Genomic DNA, 17,555 nt, shown 5'->3' with positions numbered 1-17,555 from the left:
GTATTTAATTTTGTACAAAACAAGCACATCTAACTTTCATGAAGTATTCATCGATTTCTCTAATAGTGCAACATCATGAGGGAGTTTTGCGTCAATAGACAAGAAGGAATTGACTTCCCAGACAAACCAGAAAGGATGATGAACATGAAGAAACATCTTAAGAAGCAGGCAGCAGCACTTCTGGTCTCGGCACTGGCTGTATCCGGTGGGGCAGTTTATGCCGCACCAAGCGCTGATGTAAGCCAAGGAGGAGATCTCCAGCAAGCCGAAGTGATCTCAGCCATTTTGAACTATTCGGTAACCATTAACGGCAAGGATGCTAAAAACACCGGGTTTATGAATCAGGAAAGCAAACAGATTATGCTGCCGTTGCGTGAGATTTCAGAAGCTTTGGGCTATGAAATCAAGTGGAACGCCAAGGAACGTTCTGCAGAGTTAACGAAGCAGGATACTTCGGTATGGACCCTCGTGCAAACAGATAAGGACCAGTATAATGTGAACAAAATGAATGTGGAGCTTGGATCGGCCCCAGTAAACAACCTCGGTAATCTGTATGTACCTGCAAAGTTTTTCAGCGACGTCCTTCACCATGGCGTAGCGGTTGACGGCGCACGTGTGAGCATTACGTCAGAAGCAGAGGATGTGAAGACGATGACATCCAGCGGCGTCATTACCGCGGTTCACAACGATGCGGACCGCAAAGCGGTACATATCAATGGCGCAGGAACGGAAGGTACGATCTTGAATGTGGATGAGAACACAGTCATCCTGAATGCAGCCGGTGACAAGATTGAGCTTAAAGACTTGTCTCTCGGTCTTGATATCGATGTGGAGCACAGCCTTGCTATGACGATGAGTCTGCCAGGTCAGACATACGCTTATGAGATCAAGGTGAAGAAGGATTCCGAAGTGAAAGATTGGATCGGAACGTCAGGATCGGTTACGGAGGTTGCTTCCAGTGATGCTGGCACGAAGATTACGGTGAAAGGCTTCGGTATGACGGAGACCTCGCCAGAGGAAGTAGTGCTGAACCTGTCTCCTGAGACAATCATTGTGGATCAGGACGGCAAGGAAGTGAAAGCGAGCGAACTGAAAAAGGAAGACAAGCTCCTTGCTTTCTACAGCCCTGTGCTGACAAAAAGCTTGCCGCCAATTGGCAATGCGTCTAAACTAGTTCTTGTGAAATAGCATGAGATAGAACGAGCTTGAAGCCTGACCGGATACGGTCAGGCTTTTTTGTCCCATAGGAATATTCTCCCCCGCCTCTATACTAAAGGAATAATCTGGGACTCTGCCGAATACTGTACACCATTATTATTCCTTGATCTTACCGTATAGGGGGAAAGCGCATGAAGCGCAGCTGGATGAATTCACCGTATGCATTTTCGTTAGGGATGTTTGCGATGATGGTTCCAAGTCAGGCATTTAGTTCATTTTACAGCTATTTTTATGTGGATAAGCTGGGGCTCGGCATTGGACTGGCAACGCTGGCAAGGACGATCTTTCTCATCTGGGATGCAGTTAACAACCCCTTATTTGGGTACTGGTCGGATCGTACCAAGACGCGATTTGGGCGCCGCAGGCCGTGGGTGTTCGGGGCTATTCCACTGTTTATGCTGACATTTGTACTCGTATTTTCACCACCGGAAGGATTATCAGAGAACGGATTGTTTACGTGGTTTCTGGTGGCGCTTATTTTGTATGAGGCGGTGGAAACCGTGCTGTGGGTGAACTACGGCGCATTGTTTCCCGAGCTGTTCCGCGGAGACCGGGCCCGCGCCAAAGCTTCCGCTATTCAACAGGGGTATCAGGTGGTGGCGCTTCTTATTGGTACAGCATTGACCCCGATTTTGTTCGGTGCGATGGGCTTCTCCAACATGGCAATACTGTATGCGTTTATCTTTGGTGCCTTTATGTTCATCTGTATGATGAGTGTGAAGGAAAGATACGATCCGGTGGAGAGCGAACCGCTTAAGCTGGTTGATGCGTTTCGTCAGACGCTGCGGAACAAAAAGTTTTGGGTGTTTAACATTTCCAACTCGTTCGCCCAAACGGTAAATGGACTCATTAGCTCGATCATTCCTTTTTACGCCAAGTATGTCCTTAAAATTCCGGAAGAACAGGTGTCGATCCTGTTGGCGTCGGTATTTATATCGGTTATTCCGCTTGTCTTCGTCTGGTACTGGATTATTCGCAGAATGGATGGAGTCAAGGCATGGCGGTTGTCTCTTGCGGTGTACGGGCTGTCCGTTATTCCCCTCTGGTTCGGATATGATCTGGTCAGCGGTGTGACGGCAGGAATTGCGGTTGGCTTCGGTCTTGCAGGCTTTCTGGTGACACCAGCCATGGTCAGCGGCAATATTATTGATGAGGATGCAGAGAGAACAGGACAACGTAGAGAGGGCATTTACACAGCGGTCAGCGGATTTATTACCCGCTCAAGCGGTCTGATCTCGGCCCTGGCGTTCTTCATCGTCGGATTGATATTCGGTTATGAAAGCGGTGATAACCCCGGATCTGATCCGGAATCGACATTCAGGTATCTGATCAGTGTCGTTCCGTTGTGTCTGCTCCTGGTATCTTTCCTAATCTCTTTTGTTACAAAAATCGAATTCAAAGACCAAGCGGGAGGCGGCATCGACCATGGAAAAAAGGCTGATTATAAACTGTGACGATTTCGGCCAGAGTGCGGCCATGAATAAGGCCATTATGCACATATTGGAGGAGGGCAAAGCATCGTCGGCAACGATTATGGCCCCTGCTCCCGGATTTGAAGAGGCGGCCGACTGGAGCGCTCGGCGGAAGCAGCGGAATGTGGGACTTCATCTGACGATGACAAGCGAATTTGAAACGCTTCGGTGGAGCAGCTTGACGGGGCACTCTTCGCTTCATGACGAGTACGGATACCAGTACCGCACGGTGAAGGAGTTTGAGCAGGGGGCAGAGACAAAAGCGGTGATCAAGGAAATCGAGGCGCAGTTCAATCTCGTGAAAAAGGCTGGGATCAACATAAGCCATGTCGATAACCATATGGGCAGTTTGTACGGCATGGAGACCGGGCGTAGCCTGCTTCCGCAGACGCTGTGGAAGACGTCCCGCTGGGGGCTGCCATCACGGTTTTTTCGCTACATCTATAAGGAGGACCCGCTTCTAAGCTCGCTGTCCAATGTTGAACGTCCGGTTGCCCTCGCATCAGCGCTCGCGGATACGTTCGGTGTGCCGATTCCGGATTATTTGCTCTCGCATCCCTTCGGTTCGCTTGAGGGGGAAACCTATGAAAGCTTTAAACAGAGCATTCTGGATAAGCTTTACAAGCTTCCAGACGGGGTCAGTGAAACGTACTTCCATCCCGGCACTGATGATCCTTGGATGTTGGAGAACATTCCGCATTGGCAGAAAAGAGTGTGGGAGTACCGGCTGCTTTTTGATGATGATTTCGCTTATACGATGCGCGATGCGAAAGTGATCTTGACCGATTACCGTTATGTACAAGAGCATTTGAAGCGTCCCCGTATGCGGTCGGCGCTGAGATTGCTTAAGGTGTTGATAAAATCAGGCTAAAATGTACGAATTATCATTGCATGTAACCTAGCCGTTCTGCATCGCAGTGACAGCCTGTAAATGGTATCACCTGTTAAAAGCACGATTGTAAGCGCTATATTCATGCTTGACAGCCCTTTTTGATGCGTTTATTCTATACATGCGGGTAATTGGGTGATCCAATTTATGCGCAGGATAGAGATAGAAGGATTGAAGGGGTAAGGGAAATTCATATGACCATTAAGAGAATTAAATACCATAGGGTTTACGAGGATGTTATTGAGCAGATTAAGAATCTCATTTTGGAAGGAAATCTGTCACCGGGAGACGTCCTACCGACGGAGCGCGAGCTGGCCCAGTCGTTCGGCATAAGCCGGGGCACCTTGAGGGAAGCATTTCGCATCTTGGAGCGTGAAGGGCTGATTGAGGTCAAACCGGGAGGAGGACGCTACCTCAGCAAGGCGCTTGATGTGGCAGAAGACAGAAGTCGCATTATGGACAATATCGAACGTGCGACCATTATCGAGCTGTTGGAGGCGAGGGAGCTGTTCGAAACGGGGATCGTGGAGCTGGCGGCAAAGCGTGCAACCGAGGAGGACATCGCAGAAATTGAAGCTGCCTTCGAAAAGTGGGGGCAGATCGATCTTGAAGGAGAAGACCGATCAGAGCCGGATCAAGCCTTCCACTTGTCCATCGCGAAAGCGACACATAACGTTGTGCTTATCAATATGATCGAGCTGCACATGGATCTTTTGCAGAGGACGCTCAATAAGACGTTGGAGATTCCAGGCCGAAAGAGCGAGGTATACGAGGAGCATCTGCTCATCGTGCAGGCGATCAAGCAGCGCGATCCGGTAAAGGCGAAGCTTGCCTTGCTTAACCATCTCAACAAAGTTAAGGAAAACATACAGAAAAACTACATTCACACCTAAAGGGTAATTTCTACCCTTTACTGTTAAATTGGGTAATCCAATTATCCAATAGGTGTGAATGAATACTTTGGCAAAGAGGGATTGCATGAACACAGACATTCGAATTTTATCGCCTTGCGGCATGCTGGGATACGGATTTCCAGAGCAGTCCTTTAGGAACGGAATGGGATATGAGCTGCACGGAATCGTGGTGGATGCAGGCTCCACGGACGGGGGGCCGCACAAACTGGGCGCAGGTGTATCCATCGTCAGCAAGCGTGCGGTCAAGAAGGATTTGGACATTATTATCCCGAACGGATTGGCCCGCAAGATCCCGATCATTATCGGTTCTGCAGGGGGATCGGGAGCACGGACACATGTGAACTGGACGCTTGATATCATTGATGAAATCTTGAAAGAGCGTGAATTGAAAGCGAAAGTGTCCGTTATATGGGCGGACTTTACTCAAGAGGAAATCAAGCAGGCGAATGAGGAAGGACGTATTCAAGCCCTGAGTCCGAATATTCCTCCGCTTACAACCGAGCACATTGATACGACCAACAGTATCGTTGCACAGATGGGACATGAGCCGATTGTGGAAGCGCTTAAAGATGGAGGGGAGATTATCGTCTGCGGCCGTGCTTATGATCCGTCGCCATTTGCAGCGATCGGCATTTATCATGGCAAAGATCCCGGTCTCTCCTATCATCTGGGCAAAATATTGGAATGCGGCGCGCTTTGCGCGGAACCTGGAACAACCAAGGACAGCATACTGGGGACGATTAGCGATGATTCTTTTACCGTTCAATCACTTAACCCTGACCGAACATGCAGCCCGACCAGTGTTGCTGCCCATACCTTCTATGAGAAGGAGCACCCATATATTCTTCACGGTCCAGGCTTCACACTTGATCTCGAGAACTGCCGCTTTGAGGAAATCGAGAAAGGTGTGGTCCGTGTAACGGGCAGCCGGTTTCTGCCAGCGGCGAAGTATTATATCAAGCTGGAAGGGGCGCGGCGCGTGGCTTACCGCACCTTCGTCGTAGCGGGCATCCGGGACCCGATCCTGATCGGGAAGCTCGCTGAGGTCGAGGACTATGTCCGAAACCAGGCGAGGGAGTACTACGGTGAAATTCCGGAGTCGGATTACCAAATTCAATTTTATAACTACGGCATGAATGGTGTTCTAGGTAACAAGGAGCCTGAATCGTTCAATGGGCACGAAATAGGCGTTATGTTTGAAGTGGTTGCTAAGACACAGGAACTTGCGAACAGCATCTGCGCGACGGTCCGCTCCACCTTCCTTCATTACGGATACGAGGGCCGTAAATCAACGGCTGGCAATCTGGCGTTCCCATTCGCACCAAGCGATATCGAGTTCGGCCCTGTCTATGAATTCTCCGTGTATCACCTGATGGAAATGAAAAATAATGCTTTTCGGATAGAGCATCGATAAGGAGGATCAAATTGTGACTCAACTCGGCGACCTGGCGAAGGTGCTGCGAAGTAAAAACTCCGGCCCCTTCGAAATTACATTAGACGTGCTGTTTGATTCCAAAGAGCAGTATGACAAAGTGAAACAATCCGGCTGTATTACCAAACGAACGATATGTGAATTGTATCAGATCAAGGAGGAGCAGATTCATCACCTGGTATTCTTCGACCAGGCGCTCGGTTTCAAGATTACCATTTCGCGGGACATTTCGTCCGGCAACGTCGGCGACCGTGATGTGTATGGAGCCCAGCAGCATGCTCCTCTCATGAAGCTGACCATCGATCATTCGGGGGAGGGGTAGTCTATGAAGGTGCTAAGACGCTTGAGACAGGATTGGGTATTGTACGCGATGCTGTCATTACCTCTGCTCTACTTTTTTATCTTTCACCTTATTCCGCTGTACGGCATGAAGCTCGCTTTTCAGGATTATCGTATTCTGGGTGACCATGTCTGGGTTGGCTGGAAACACTTCAAGACGCTCTTTAGCTCACCCGCTTTCACCAGCGTACTTGAGAATACTATCATTATCAGTTTGATGAAAATTATATTTGTATTTCCGATCCCCATCATGCTATCGCTGCTGATTAATGAAGTGCGTAGTTCCCGATACCGCAAATATGTGCAATCCGTTGTTTATTTGCCGCATTTTCTATCTTGGGTCGTTATTGCAGGGATCTGGATCAGCCTCTTGAATCCTGCCGACGGCGGAGTCAATCTGATTGCGAATTTTTTTCAACTGCCTTCGGTTGATTACATGACTAGCAAGGAGCATATTCGCTGGGTACTCGTTTTCTCAGAAATTTGGCGGAGTGCTGGCTGGGATTCCATCATTTATTTAGCAGCTATTATGAAGATCAGCCCAGGATTGTATGAAGCAGCCAGGATTGACGGTGCTACCCGGCTGAAGCAGATGAGATACATTACGCTTCCTCATTTATACAGCACAGTTGTAACCGTCTTCATTCTGAATCTTGGCTTCTTCATGAATGCTGGTTTCGATCAGGTATTTAACTTTATGAACAATTCTATCATTAGTGTGGTGGACATTCTGGACACCTATGTTTACCGAATTGGTATCGGAAACGGACAGTTTGCTTACGCCACTGCAGCTAGCTTGTTTAAGGGCGTTATCGGTATCGTTCTTATCCTGGGTACGCATTTTATATCGAAACGCATCTCGGGTAAGGGTGTCTGGTAAAGGAGGGATTTACGATGAGACGGCTGGAGTTTTCTAAAATTGTCATATATCTGATGCTATTTGTGTTCACACTCATGGTACTGGTTCCTCTCCTGAATCTGCTGGCGCTGTCTCTGACAGATCCAGGCAAGGTCCATCTGATGAGCGGACTGGATCTCATTCCTAAAGGGTTCTCAACGATCAACTATCAACTTTTATTATCCAATCCAATGATCACGGGAAGTATTCTGAACTCGGTCTGGATTACCGTCGCAGGTACGTTTCTAAATCTGCTACTTACCTCCATGGCAGCCTACGTGCTGGCTAGAACCGAATTTATTGGTAAAAAAGTAGTGTTGTTTTTTCTCATCGTCATTATGGTGTTCGAGCCAGGGATGATTCCCGAGTACCTGCTGGTCAAGGATCTCGGACTTATGAACACGCTTACTTCACTGATACTGTATAAAGCCATCAATGTGTATTATCTCTTTATTCTAATGCGGTTCATTCAGGATATTCCGGAGGAAATCCTGGAGGCCTCCCGAATCGATGGCGCAGGTCATTTCCGATTGTACAGCCAGATTATCCTGCCGCTGTCGAAGCCAGGGCTCGCGACATTGGGATTGTTCTATGGAGTGTATCACTGGAATGAATATTTCAGAGCAACCCTCTACATTTCAGACCCAAGCAAATGGCCGCTGCAGGTTGTCTTGAGACAGTTTGTTGTTCGTAAGGACAATACCTCATTGATTGGAAACCAGAATATGTTTGACAGCGCGATTAACTTTGATTTTGCTTCCCTGCAGGCAGGTACGATTATGATTGCGATTGTGCCGCTGCTATTCCTATATCCTTTCATTTTGAAATACTACGCTAAAGGTGAACTGGAAGGAGGGGTCAAGGATTAAACGGGGAAGGGCAGCTTAGTGGCAGCTATGATGTTCAAATTCAAAAAAGGGGAGAAAAATGAACATGAAAAAGGTAAGCCTGTTATTAATCGTTGCCATGCTGGTTATGGTCATGTCTGCATGTACATCGAAATCGACCTCGCCAGGTGCGAGTCAGCCAGAGCCTGGGAGTACCAAACCTGAGGTAAACAGTGATCCGGTTACATTGAAGATCGTGTACAAGGATGAAGGAACGGTGAACCCTGTCTCCGTTAAATTCTTTGAAACACTGGAGAAATCACTTGCGGAAGACGAAGGATTAAACGTGAAGTTTGAGCTTGTAGATTTGGCACAAGGTAGTTATGCAGAGAACTTGAACCTCCTTCTGCTTGGCGGCACCATTCCGGATATTATTTACTTCCAGGGCGGTGACCAACAAATCTCTGATCAAGGGCTGCTGGAGGATTTGACTCCGTACATTGAAAGTTCAACTTACATTAAAGACATCATTGAGCCGCACAACATAACGCGGATGGAGAGTTATCCGTACTTGCTGTGGATTAAGCCGCTTGCTCCGAAAACTCCGGTCGTCCGTGCTGATTGGTTTAATTCGATGGAAAGCTCCAAAGCGCTAATGGATGACCCGACTGTAGACAACTATTACGCCTTCTTTAAGGAATTGGTGGAGAAGAAGCCGGGAAAAGGAAAGCCGAGCTATGCCCTGACAGCAGCGGGAGATATTACGGAGATCAACTTTATTTTTAATACCGCCTTCGGTCTTGATACGACTTGGCTGAAGAAGGATGACGGAACTTATGAATACTCTAAAGTATCTCAAAAAGAGAAGGAAAAGCTGACCTTCTATAACAAGCTTTACAAGGAAGGATTGCTTGACCCGCAGTTTATTACAAAGCAGTGGGATACGAAGGAAGATGCCTTCTATAAAGGTGATGCAGCTGTTATTACGGGTACAGCTGGTAAAATCATTGATTTATACAATGGCAGAATGCAGGAACTGGGCGGGGATGATGCAAATCTGATCGTGCTGCCGCCTGCTAAGGGTGAAGCCCAAGGATTTGGCGCAACCGACGTTACGAAGGAATCACGAGGGCTTGCTATTTCTACACAGTCGCCGCATAAAGATGTTGCTTTCAAGGTCTTTGATTATCTGGCAAGTCCGAAGGGGCAAATGCTGGATCGACTCGGTTTCGAGAATGAACATTACACTGTTGCCGATGGCAAGATTGAACTGAATGAGAAATATTATAGCGAATGGTATGCACGTTTCTGGGAACCGACGGAGATGAAGGCGGATACCCCGCTTAAAACGCCGCTGCTAGGAGAGCCGGGAACAGAATCGCTGAAATTGGCGACCGATTTTTATACGGAAGATAATAACTTCATCATTCCCGAGCAGTTCACAGCCAACTGGGATGCGATGAACAATCTGTATAAGGAATATTCAACGGACTTTATTACAGGCAAGAAAGATCTGTCCCAGTTCGATCAATTTGTAGAGGCATGGAATGCGGCTGGCGGAGCAGAAATTACGAAGTATGCTAACGAAAACATCAAGTAAGGAGCTTAATGACTATGACTTCGTTTCGTGACCGGGTAAGGGGCGTGGTGATCTCTACCGCGCTCGGAGATGCAATGGGAGCACCGATTGAGAAGCTAACGTACGGGGAGATTAAATCAAAATATGGCCGGGTGGAGTCTCTGATAACAAGATGGCACAAGATGGATTTACATGCAGACGCGAGGCTCGGCCGGGTAAGAGGCGACGGTATTGTCACGGACGATACGCTCATGACCATTGCACTTATGAATGTGTACCTCACTGAGGGCAGACATTTGGACGCTTATGATATGGGCAATGAATTCGTAAAAGAGATCGCCTTTCGCAAAACGTTCGTACCCGAACTGAATCAAGAGACGTTCATTATTGACCGTTTGTTCTACCCTGAAAAATATATCTTCATGCGCCATGTGCTTGCGAACTGCGACCCGAGAGAAGGCGGCATCGGGAATATGGTAAACTGCGGGGCGGCGATGTACATCGCCCCGATTGGGATTGTTAATGCAGGCCATCCCAAGGCTGCTTATGACGAAGCGATTCTGTTCGCGATGGGTCATCAGAGCAGCTACGGGCTGGAGGCGGCAGGGGTCCTGGCAGCTTGCGTTGCCAAAGCTTTTGAGCTTGGTGTGACGGTGGATGACATTGTTGATACCGCGATCAGCCTAGCAAAAGACGGGACAAAAGCAGCCATTCACGAGCTGACGGAAGCGGCCCGCAAACTGCGGCAGGAACGGGATGATATGGACAAAGTAATCAATGTGTTTCAGTCGATTATGATGAAATATTCTCCGATGGGCGATGATGTTAGCCGTCATATCGACAAGGTCGGCATTCCAAGCCATCATTACACACCAAGCCGCCTATGGTCGATTGAGGAGCTGCCGATGGCACTTGCCTTTATGGTCCTAAACGAAGGGGAATATTACCGTTCGATTCTGGACGGCGTCAATTCCGGACGGGACACGGACTCCATCGGGGTCATGATCGGTGTCATCCTTGGTGCCATGTACGGCTCAGAGGTCATTCATAAGGAGGATATTGAGCAGCTGAATAAGGTTAATCGACTCGACTTGTGCACGATCGCCGACCGGTTTAGCGAGGTTGCTGCCAAGATTATTGAGGATGATCTTCGGATTAATGAAGCGAGATTGAGCATGATCTCGAGCTAATATTACATGAGCAAAAGAATCATGAACTTCAACGGAGAAGGCGGAATCATAGGTATGATCCGCATTCGTAGTGATGACAAGCTTGTGAGGCTAGGAGGGAGAGCAAATGATACCTAAAAATTATGTAGAGACGGTATACGCGGGATTTATCGGGATGAACATTGGCATACGGCTTGGCGCACCTATCGAGCCTGTTGCCTGGACCTATGAACGTATTCGGGATGTGTATGGCGATATTCGCGATTATGTGAAATCATACAATACCTTTGCCGCCGACGATGATGCGAACGGGCCTGTATTTTTTATCCGTGCGTTATACGACGATGCGGTGGATCGTGAGCTTGAGCCGGAGGATGTAGGCAGAGCATGGCTCAATTATGCACGTGAAGGCATTGGCATGTTCTGGTGGGGCGGCGAGGATATAAGCACGGAACATCGGGCTTATGTCAATCTGCGAAAAGGGATTCCAGCTCCGCGTTCCGGCTCCATTGAAGTGAACGGTACCGAGATGGCGGAACAGATCGGAGGCCAGATCTTCATTGATTCATGGGGACTCTTGTTCCCAGGTCAGGTGGAGAAGGCGGCGGATTACGCCGAGAAAGCAGCCAGTGTCTCGCATGACGGCAACGGCTTGTATGGCGCCCGCTTCATGGCAGCCTGCATCGCGAAGGCTTTCGATGCGTCCTCCATGGACGAGATCATGGCTGCAGGACTTCGTATGATTCCTGAAGACTCTACATATGCACGCGTCGTGCATGCCGTCATCAACTTCCACCGCGAGAATCCATCCGACTTCCGCGCTTGCCGTCAATACTTGGAGGACCATTGGGGCTACGATAAATATACAGGCGTCTGCCACATTATTCCGAATGCTGGCGTGTGCGTACTGGCCTTGCTGTACGGTGAGGGAGACTTCGCGAGAACCGTGGAGATCGCATCGATGTGCGGTTGGGATACGGATTGCAATGCGGGCAACGTCGGAACCATCCTCGGTGTGTTCGGCGGTCTGGACGGCATTCCGGAGCACTACCGCAAGCCAATTAATGATTTTATCGTTGCGTCCAGCGTGTCCGGTTACTTGAATCTCGTTGACTTTCCAACCTTCGCTCGTGAGCTTGCACTGCTAGGCTACCGGTTAAATGGCGAGAAGGCACCGGAAGAATTGATTCAGCGGGTGAAGCCAGGGGAGATTTACTTTGACTTTGATCTGCCGGGCTCAACACATGGCTTCCGGACAAGTAATCTCTTCAAGACACCTATTGTTCGCCATTCTAATAAGCATGTATGTGACGGAAGAGGCTCGCTGGAGGTCGTCTTTGACAGACTGGTTGAGGGCGACAACAGCAAAATATACTATAAGCCCTTTTACCGACGTGAAGAATTTAATGACGAAAAATACAAGCCTACCTTTGCACCGATGGCATATAGCAGCCAGACGGTATCCGCCAAAATCTATGTGGATCAGTGGGAAGGCGAGCCGATTACGTTGACGCCGTATGTGCGGAATACGCATACTCGGGAGGACTTACGGCTGGTGACCATCACACCGGTGGGCGGCCAATGGAATGACATCATCTTCGACCTTCCGGATACGGAGGGTGCTATGATCGACGAGATCGGCTGGATATTGGAGAGCCGTTCGCCGCTCCTGAACCGCGCCTTAGGCAGCCTGTTCATCGGGCAATTCTGCATTACTGGTACGGCGGACTACACGATCGATTTTGCTAAGCAGGTGAAGGAGTTCGCTTCGATCACACCGTTCTCCCATCACAGGGGCAAGTGGGAGCTTGCCGGCGGCACGCTGCACTGCACGGCGGATGGCGATTGCTCCTCTTACTCCGGCAATTATTATGCTGGCGATATGGTTGTGGAGGCGACGATAAAGCCCATTTCCGGTGCAAGCCATTGCCTGATTACAAGAGCGAATGGTATCATGCGTCACTATCTGGCAGGCTTCGATGGTCCGGGCACGGTTTCGTTCATTCGGCAGGATTTCGGACATGAGCGGCTGATCAGCGTCCGCTACGACTGGGAACATGGCAAGGAGTACCGGTTTAAGCTGGTCGCGGAGAAAGATATGTTCACGCTGTATATTAATGGTGATAATGTACTGGAATGCAAGGACGCTTCCTTCGATCACGGTATGTTTGGCTTCGGTTGTCTTGAACAAGGGGAGAACGAGATTAGCGATGTTCGGGTTCATGCCGAAATGAAGCCGTGAAGAAGAAAGGAGCGGAAAACGTTGCAAAAGCTTTTGGTTATAGGAAGTATTAATATGGACGTTGTAAGCAGCGTAAGTCAATTTCCGCTGCCGGGCGAGACTATTCACAGCAGCGGTACGATGTTCTTCCCGGGAGGGAAGGGGGCCAACCAGGCGGTTGCTACGGCCCAGGCCGGGGCAGATTGCGCCATGGTAGGGGCGGTCGGCTTGGACCCTTTTGGGGATACCTTGGTTGCAAGCTTGGAGGACCGTCAAGTCGGAGTTAAATCCATTTTAAGCAAAGAAGGCACATCGGGCTTCGCGATCATCACCGTTAATGAAGAAGGCGAGAACAACATTGTCTTGTCGGAGGGCGCGAATGGCAAGCTGACAGGGGACGATGTTGACGTGGAGGTTCAATGGGACGGTGTATACGCCGTACTGCTCCAGAACGAAATCCCGTGGCAGACGACACAGCATGTCATAAGTGCGGCGGGTACCGCTGGCGTTCGCGTCTGGTTAAATCCCGCACCTGCCAGAGACATGCCTCAGGAGCTGTTTCCCCAGCTGGATACGCTCATTATGAACGAGACTGAGGCGAACGTCATCACGGGTGTCAAGGTCGATGATGTTATCTCCGCCGAGGCTGCGGCAGAGCATATCATTGGTCGAGGGACATCGAATGTCATTATTACACTCGGAGAGCAGGGCTGTTTCTATATGAACAAGCTCGGAGAGCGGATTATTGTGCCGGCCTTTCGCGTGAAGCCAGTCGATACAACGGCAGCGGGCGATACGTTTATCGGCGCATACGCCGCCGCTTGTGCGGACGGCTTGGGGACGACAGAAGCGCTGACCTTCGCTACTGCGGCGGCAGCCCTGTCGGTTACGAGGCCGGGAGCGCAAACCTCCATCCCCTCAAAAGGGGAAATCCAGGCATTTATGGTCTCTCGATCTGTAAAAAGAGGCTGAGAGGGGGACTATTTTTCAAAAAATAATACGATGTAACAACAAATAGAACAAAAGGCCTGCCCCAGAATTGTAACGGGTGCAGGCTTATTTATTTTATTATCGATAGCACTTTTTCTATCTGCGGGTCTCTGTTCGTCAGAATATCTTCGATTGTCGTACTTATATGTCGTTTACATAAATTTTACATACCGTTAATACCTGCTTGATTATGTCGCTTTATCATAAGGATGTCGGGTAAAGGAGATACGCGTTTTTGGAAGTATGAATCCCCATGTATTTGATGAATTTACTATAATCTCATATTTTGCTAGGGGTGGAGACGATGAGATAACCCGAGTAGCAACTACTTTAGCTTTTTAGGAGGTGGTGGCTCTTAGGTTGCACTCATTTGATGTCTCTATTTTTTGTGCGTTTTTAAAGGGGTAGGAAGAGTACATAATCCGAAAAGGGGCCAGAGAAATTCTATGAAAAAGAAAACATGGTTGTTGACGTTACTGACTGTATTTATGGTCATTTCCACTGCATGCGGAGGCGGCGGTGGAAGTGAGAGTGCCGGAGGAGAGGTTTCCATGGATGATGTGGAAGCTGCTTCGATGGATATGAAGAATGACACGACTCCAATCAAAATCCAATATTGGCATTCACATGCGGATGCCCAGCTTGAAGGCTTGGACTATATGATTGCGGAGTTCCAGAAGAAATACCCTCATATCACAGTTGAGCCGGTATTCCAGGGCGGTTATGGTGATCTTCACAAGAAGCTGTCGGCTGCAGTAGCTGCGAATGATGTACCAGCTGTAACCAACGTTGAGGTATCATCTCTAGCGAACTTTGCGGACAGCGGTGTATTTGCAGACCTGAGTCCATGGATCAAGCGTGATGAAGTGAAGATGGACGATTTCTCCCAAGGGATGCTGAACGCTTACGCATATAACAGTAAGCAGTATGGATTCCCTCTGATTGTAAGTACCAGCGTGTTTGTGTACAACAAAACGATACTGGACGAGTTGGGCGTAGAGCCGCCGCAGAAGTGGGATGAGATTGAGGACTTCAATGCAAAAGTAGCGAAGAAAGAAGGCGGCAAAACGACACGTTATGCTTTCTCCGTTCCAGGCTGGGATTCCTGGTACTATGATCCTTGGAACATTAACGGCGGTGGGCAAATTTTGACTGAAGACCTGAGTGCCTCGGCTGTTGAGAATGAAGAGTCACTTCGTTACATTCAGAACTTCTACAAATGGCAAAATGACGGCAGCATGCATATGGGCTTCGGTAAAGGTGCCTCTGACAACATGCGTCAAATGTTCTTGAATGGGGAGATTGCTATGGTGCAGCATACTTCCGCTATGCTCAAAATGTACCGTGAAAATGCAGACTTTGAAGTGGGTGTATCCTTCCTTCCTGGGGACAAAGTCCGTACCTCCAACATTGGCGGCGCAGGTATCGTCATGATGGATGGAGCCAAGGATCTGGAGAAAGAAGCAGCGTGGAAGTTCATTGAGTTTATGACTTCGGCTGAACACAATATCAAGTGGGCTGAATCCGTTGGTTACCTTCCGACAAGAAAATCGGCCATTGAGTCTGAGGAAGGCGAGCAATATTTCGAAAGATGGCCACAGTACAGAGCGGTATACGAGCATTTCGATGAAGTGACACCGCGCATGCAGCACCCGGCTTATCCTGAATTCAGTGAGGTTTACAAAGAAGTTGTAGGGGAAATGGTACTGAACAAAAAAGACCCGACACCACTTATGCAGGATGCAGCCAAGAAGATCAACGATATTCTGGCTGACTATGAGTGAGCCTATGGAGACCAATCATCAAGTGACAAAGGCGGCGTCCAATCGGGCGACCGCTTCGGTCTCTAAACGGATGTCTCACACGCTGATCGAGAAATGGAAGGATTTTTCATTTGCTGTCCCCGCACTGTTGTTCATGGGCGTGTTCTTGTATTATCCACTTGCCTATTCCATTTATATAAGCTTCACGAACTGGAACATGACGCGTCCGGCGAAAAAATTTGTGGGTGTTGACAACTATACCCGCCTGTTGACCAATGAGGACTTTTACCAGTCCTTACAGGTCACGTTCTTGTACACTTTGATGGATGTTGTATTCACGCTTGTCATAGGGCTGCTGCTGGCGCTGCTGCTCAATGTTTCATCTTCGCGTCTATTCGGCTTTATGCGCGGTGTGATCTTTATGCCGTATTATGTCTCGATGGTTGTGGCGGCCATGGTATTTACATGGATTTACAACGGACAATATGGACTTCTAAACGGGATTGTATCTTGGTTCGGAATGGATCCGGTCGAATGGCTGACCAATCCTTCTACCGCACTGCCGGCGCTAGTCGCGGTTTCGGTCTGGAAGGGCGTAGGTTTCGCGATGATTCTCTTTATTGCAGGCATGCGCGGGATTCCGGCAGAGTATTACGAAGCAGCATCTATTGATGGAGCCAGCAAGTTCAGGCAGTTCCGCAATATCACGCTGCCGCTCTTATCCCCAATGACTCTGTTCCTTGTCATCACAAGCTTTATATCGTCAATGCAGGTGTTCCAGTCGATTGATGTGATGACCAACGGCGGTCCACTTAAAGCAACGAACGCAATCGTGTATTGGATTTATACGATGGCCTTCACGGAGTTTAAAACAGGTAGGGCGTCTGCGCTTGTCATGATTCTATTCGTCATTATATTGCTGTTAACATTGGTTCAATGGTTGGTCAGCAGGAAGAAGGTGCATTATGAAGGATAATTATATGGCTGGATCGGCGAAAAACCGCAAGCTGCTACTGCTGCTTCGGATTAGTGCAGCGGTTCTTGTGACACTGGTCATGTTCTTTCCGGTGTATTGGCTCCTGATTAGCGCGTTCAAGACACAGTCTGAGATGCGGATGGCTGTTCCTACATTCTGGCCGGAGACCATTACCTGGGAGAACTTTGGAGAAGCTTTCCGGGTCATCCCTTACGCGCGATTCTTCAGTAATACGCTGATTATGGCGGTGGGGACTATTATTCTGCAGCTTAATGTGGCATTGATGGCGGCATATGCTTTTGCCAAGGGACGGTTCTGGGGACGGGATGCTCTGTTTCTCCTGGTTCTGGCAGCGCTGATTGTACCGGAGCAGGTTACTTTCGTTCCAGTGTATGTCATGATGTCCAAGCTTGATTGGCTGAACACCTTCTGGGCACTCATCGTGCCGCATGGTGCTTCCGCCTATGCGATATTCCTGCTCAGGCAGGCCTTCAAATCGATTAACAACGACGTGTTAGAAGCGGCGCGTGTAGATGGAGCCGGACGATTCTCTATTCTGTACAAACTGTTGTTCCCGATGGCGAGGCCTACCATTGTCACGATGGGTGTCCTGATCTTTATCTCATCCTGGAACTCGTATTTCTGGCCCTTGATCATGACGAATGACAACAATATGCGTGTACTGACAGTAGGTATCGCCATGCTGCGGGATTCCATCGCGGGGAATGAAGCCATGTTCTTCAATGTCATTATGGCATCCAGTGTGATGGCGATTATACCGATCGTGCTTGTATTTACGGTCATGCAGAAGCATATCGTAGCCGCTATGGCGAATTCGACATTTAAATAACTTCACATATGGAGGGAA

The 17,555-nt window shown here is 48.8% G+C and carries 15 protein-coding genes; all 15 read left to right on the top strand.

Features of this window, described 5'->3' with window-relative positions; genetic code table 11:
• The first annotated feature begins 144 nt into the window (after positions 1-144).
• The 15 genes from B9N86_RS27220 (at position 145) to B9N86_RS27150 (ending at position 17,537) form a co-directional block, all read left to right on the top strand.
• Positions 145-1,188 (top strand): copper amine oxidase N-terminal domain-containing protein, encoded by a 1,044-nt coding sequence (locus B9N86_RS27220; RefSeq protein ID WP_208916176.1) that lies wholly within the window; start codon positions 145-147, stop codon positions 1,186-1,188.
• Between the two features lie 161 nt (positions 1,189-1,349).
• Positions 1,350-2,672: an MFS transporter gene (locus tag B9N86_RS27215; protein ID WP_208916175.1), complete on the top strand. Its 1,323-nt coding sequence runs from the start codon at positions 1,350-1,352 to the stop codon at positions 2,670-2,672.
• Positions 2,644-3,561: a polysaccharide deacetylase family protein gene (locus tag B9N86_RS27210; RefSeq protein WP_208916174.1), complete on the top strand. Its 918-nt coding sequence runs from the start codon at positions 2,644-2,646 to the stop codon at positions 3,559-3,561. Before B9N86_RS27215 ends, B9N86_RS27210 begins: the two co-directional genes overlap by 29 nt.
• A gap of 212 nt (positions 3,562-3,773) precedes the next feature.
• Positions 3,774-4,472, top strand: coding sequence for a FadR/GntR family transcriptional regulator (locus tag B9N86_RS27205; RefSeq protein ID WP_208916173.1), 699 nt, complete (start codon positions 3,774-3,776; stop codon positions 4,470-4,472).
• 85 nt (positions 4,473-4,557) lie between these two features.
• Entirely contained in the window at positions 4,558-5,907 is a 1,350-nt protein-coding gene (locus B9N86_RS27200; RefSeq protein ID WP_208916172.1) for an acyclic terpene utilization AtuA family protein, read from the top strand.
• A gap of 13 nt (positions 5,908-5,920) precedes the next feature.
• Positions 5,921-6,247, top strand: coding sequence for a DUF4387 domain-containing protein (locus tag B9N86_RS27195; protein WP_208916171.1), 327 nt, complete (start codon positions 5,921-5,923; stop codon positions 6,245-6,247).
• Between the two features lie 3 nt (positions 6,248-6,250).
• Positions 6,251-7,144: an ABC transporter permease gene (locus B9N86_RS27190; RefSeq protein WP_208916170.1), complete on the top strand. Its 894-nt coding sequence runs from the start codon at positions 6,251-6,253 to the stop codon at positions 7,142-7,144.
• 14 nt (positions 7,145-7,158) lie between these two features.
• Entirely contained in the window at positions 7,159-8,031 is an 873-nt protein-coding gene (locus B9N86_RS27185; RefSeq protein WP_208916169.1) for a carbohydrate ABC transporter permease, read from the top strand.
• 64 nt (positions 8,032-8,095) lie between these two features.
• Complete coding sequence (locus B9N86_RS27180; RefSeq protein ID WP_208916168.1) at positions 8,096-9,589, top strand: extracellular solute-binding protein; 1,494 nt, start codon at positions 8,096-8,098, stop codon at positions 9,587-9,589.
• A gap of 14 nt (positions 9,590-9,603) precedes the next feature.
• Complete coding sequence (locus B9N86_RS27175; RefSeq protein WP_208916167.1) at positions 9,604-10,758, top strand: ADP-ribosylglycohydrolase family protein; 1,155 nt, start codon at positions 9,604-9,606, stop codon at positions 10,756-10,758.
• Between the two features lie 106 nt (positions 10,759-10,864).
• A complete protein-coding gene (locus B9N86_RS27170; protein ID WP_208916166.1) occupies positions 10,865-12,979 on the top strand; it encodes an ADP-ribosylglycohydrolase family protein in 2,115 nt (704 codons plus the stop codon).
• 21 nt (positions 12,980-13,000) lie between these two features.
• Positions 13,001-13,930: a ribokinase gene (gene rbsK, locus B9N86_RS27165; RefSeq protein ID WP_208916165.1), complete on the top strand. Its 930-nt coding sequence runs from the start codon at positions 13,001-13,003 to the stop codon at positions 13,928-13,930.
• A gap of 464 nt (positions 13,931-14,394) precedes the next feature.
• Positions 14,395-15,732 carry an ABC transporter substrate-binding protein gene (locus B9N86_RS27160; protein ID WP_208916164.1) on the top strand — a complete coding sequence of 446 codons (1,338 nt, stop codon included), beginning with the start codon at positions 14,395-14,397 and terminating at the stop codon, positions 15,730-15,732.
• Positions 15,725-16,687 carry a carbohydrate ABC transporter permease gene (locus B9N86_RS27155; protein ID WP_425298556.1) on the top strand — a complete coding sequence of 321 codons (963 nt, stop codon included), beginning with the start codon at positions 15,725-15,727 and terminating at the stop codon, positions 16,685-16,687. The genes B9N86_RS27160 and B9N86_RS27155 overlap by 8 nt, the downstream gene beginning before the upstream one ends.
• Entirely contained in the window at positions 16,677-17,537 is an 861-nt protein-coding gene (locus B9N86_RS27150; RefSeq protein WP_208916163.1) for a carbohydrate ABC transporter permease, read from the top strand. Before B9N86_RS27155 ends, B9N86_RS27150 begins: the two co-directional genes overlap by 11 nt.
• Positions 17,538-17,555: the final 18 nt, after the last annotated feature.

The organism is Paenibacillus uliginis N3/975 (genome assembly GCF_900177425.1).
GTDB classification, from domain to species: domain Bacteria; phylum Bacillota; class Bacilli; order Paenibacillales; family Paenibacillaceae; genus Paenibacillus_AQ; species Paenibacillus_AQ uliginis.
This window is presented reverse-complemented; position numbering and strand designations above follow the sequence as displayed.

Bases quoted from the DNA above. Each gene is read 5' to 3' on its own strand.
- B9N86_RS27205 (WP_208916173.1), top strand. From the start codon at position 3,774: ATGACCATTAAGAGAATTAAATACCATAGGGTTTACGAGGATGTTATT.
- B9N86_RS27190 (WP_208916170.1), top strand. From the start codon at position 6,251: ATGAAGGTGCTAAGACGCTTGAGACAGGATTGGGTATTGTACGCGATG.
- B9N86_RS27185 (WP_208916169.1), top strand. From the start codon at position 7,159: ATGAGACGGCTGGAGTTTTCTAAAATTGTCATATATCTGATGCTATTT.
- B9N86_RS27175 (WP_208916167.1), top strand. From the start codon at position 9,604: ATGACTTCGTTTCGTGACCGGGTAAGGGGCGTGGTGATCTCTACCGCG.
- B9N86_RS27170 (WP_208916166.1), top strand. From the start codon at position 10,865: ATGATACCTAAAAATTATGTAGAGACGGTATACGCGGGATTTATCGGG.
- B9N86_RS27150 (WP_208916163.1), top strand. From the start codon at position 16,677: ATGAAGGATAATTATATGGCTGGATCGGCGAAAAACCGCAAGCTGCTA.
- B9N86_RS27180 (WP_208916168.1), top strand. From the start codon at position 8,096: ATGAAAAAGGTAAGCCTGTTATTAATCGTTGCCATGCTGGTTATGGTC.
- B9N86_RS27220 (WP_208916176.1), top strand. From the start codon at position 145: ATGAAGAAACATCTTAAGAAGCAGGCAGCAGCACTTCTGGTCTCGGCA.
- B9N86_RS27160 (WP_208916164.1), top strand. From the start codon at position 14,395: ATGAAAAAGAAAACATGGTTGTTGACGTTACTGACTGTATTTATGGTC.
- B9N86_RS27210 (WP_208916174.1), top strand. From the start codon at position 2,644: ATGGAAAAAAGGCTGATTATAAACTGTGACGATTTCGGCCAGAGTGCG.
- B9N86_RS27200 (WP_208916172.1), top strand. From the start codon at position 4,558: ATGAACACAGACATTCGAATTTTATCGCCTTGCGGCATGCTGGGATAC.
- B9N86_RS27155 (WP_425298556.1), top strand. From the start codon at position 15,725: ATGAGTGAGCCTATGGAGACCAATCATCAAGTGACAAAGGCGGCGTCC.
- B9N86_RS27215 (WP_208916175.1), top strand. From the start codon at position 1,350: ATGAAGCGCAGCTGGATGAATTCACCGTATGCATTTTCGTTAGGGATG.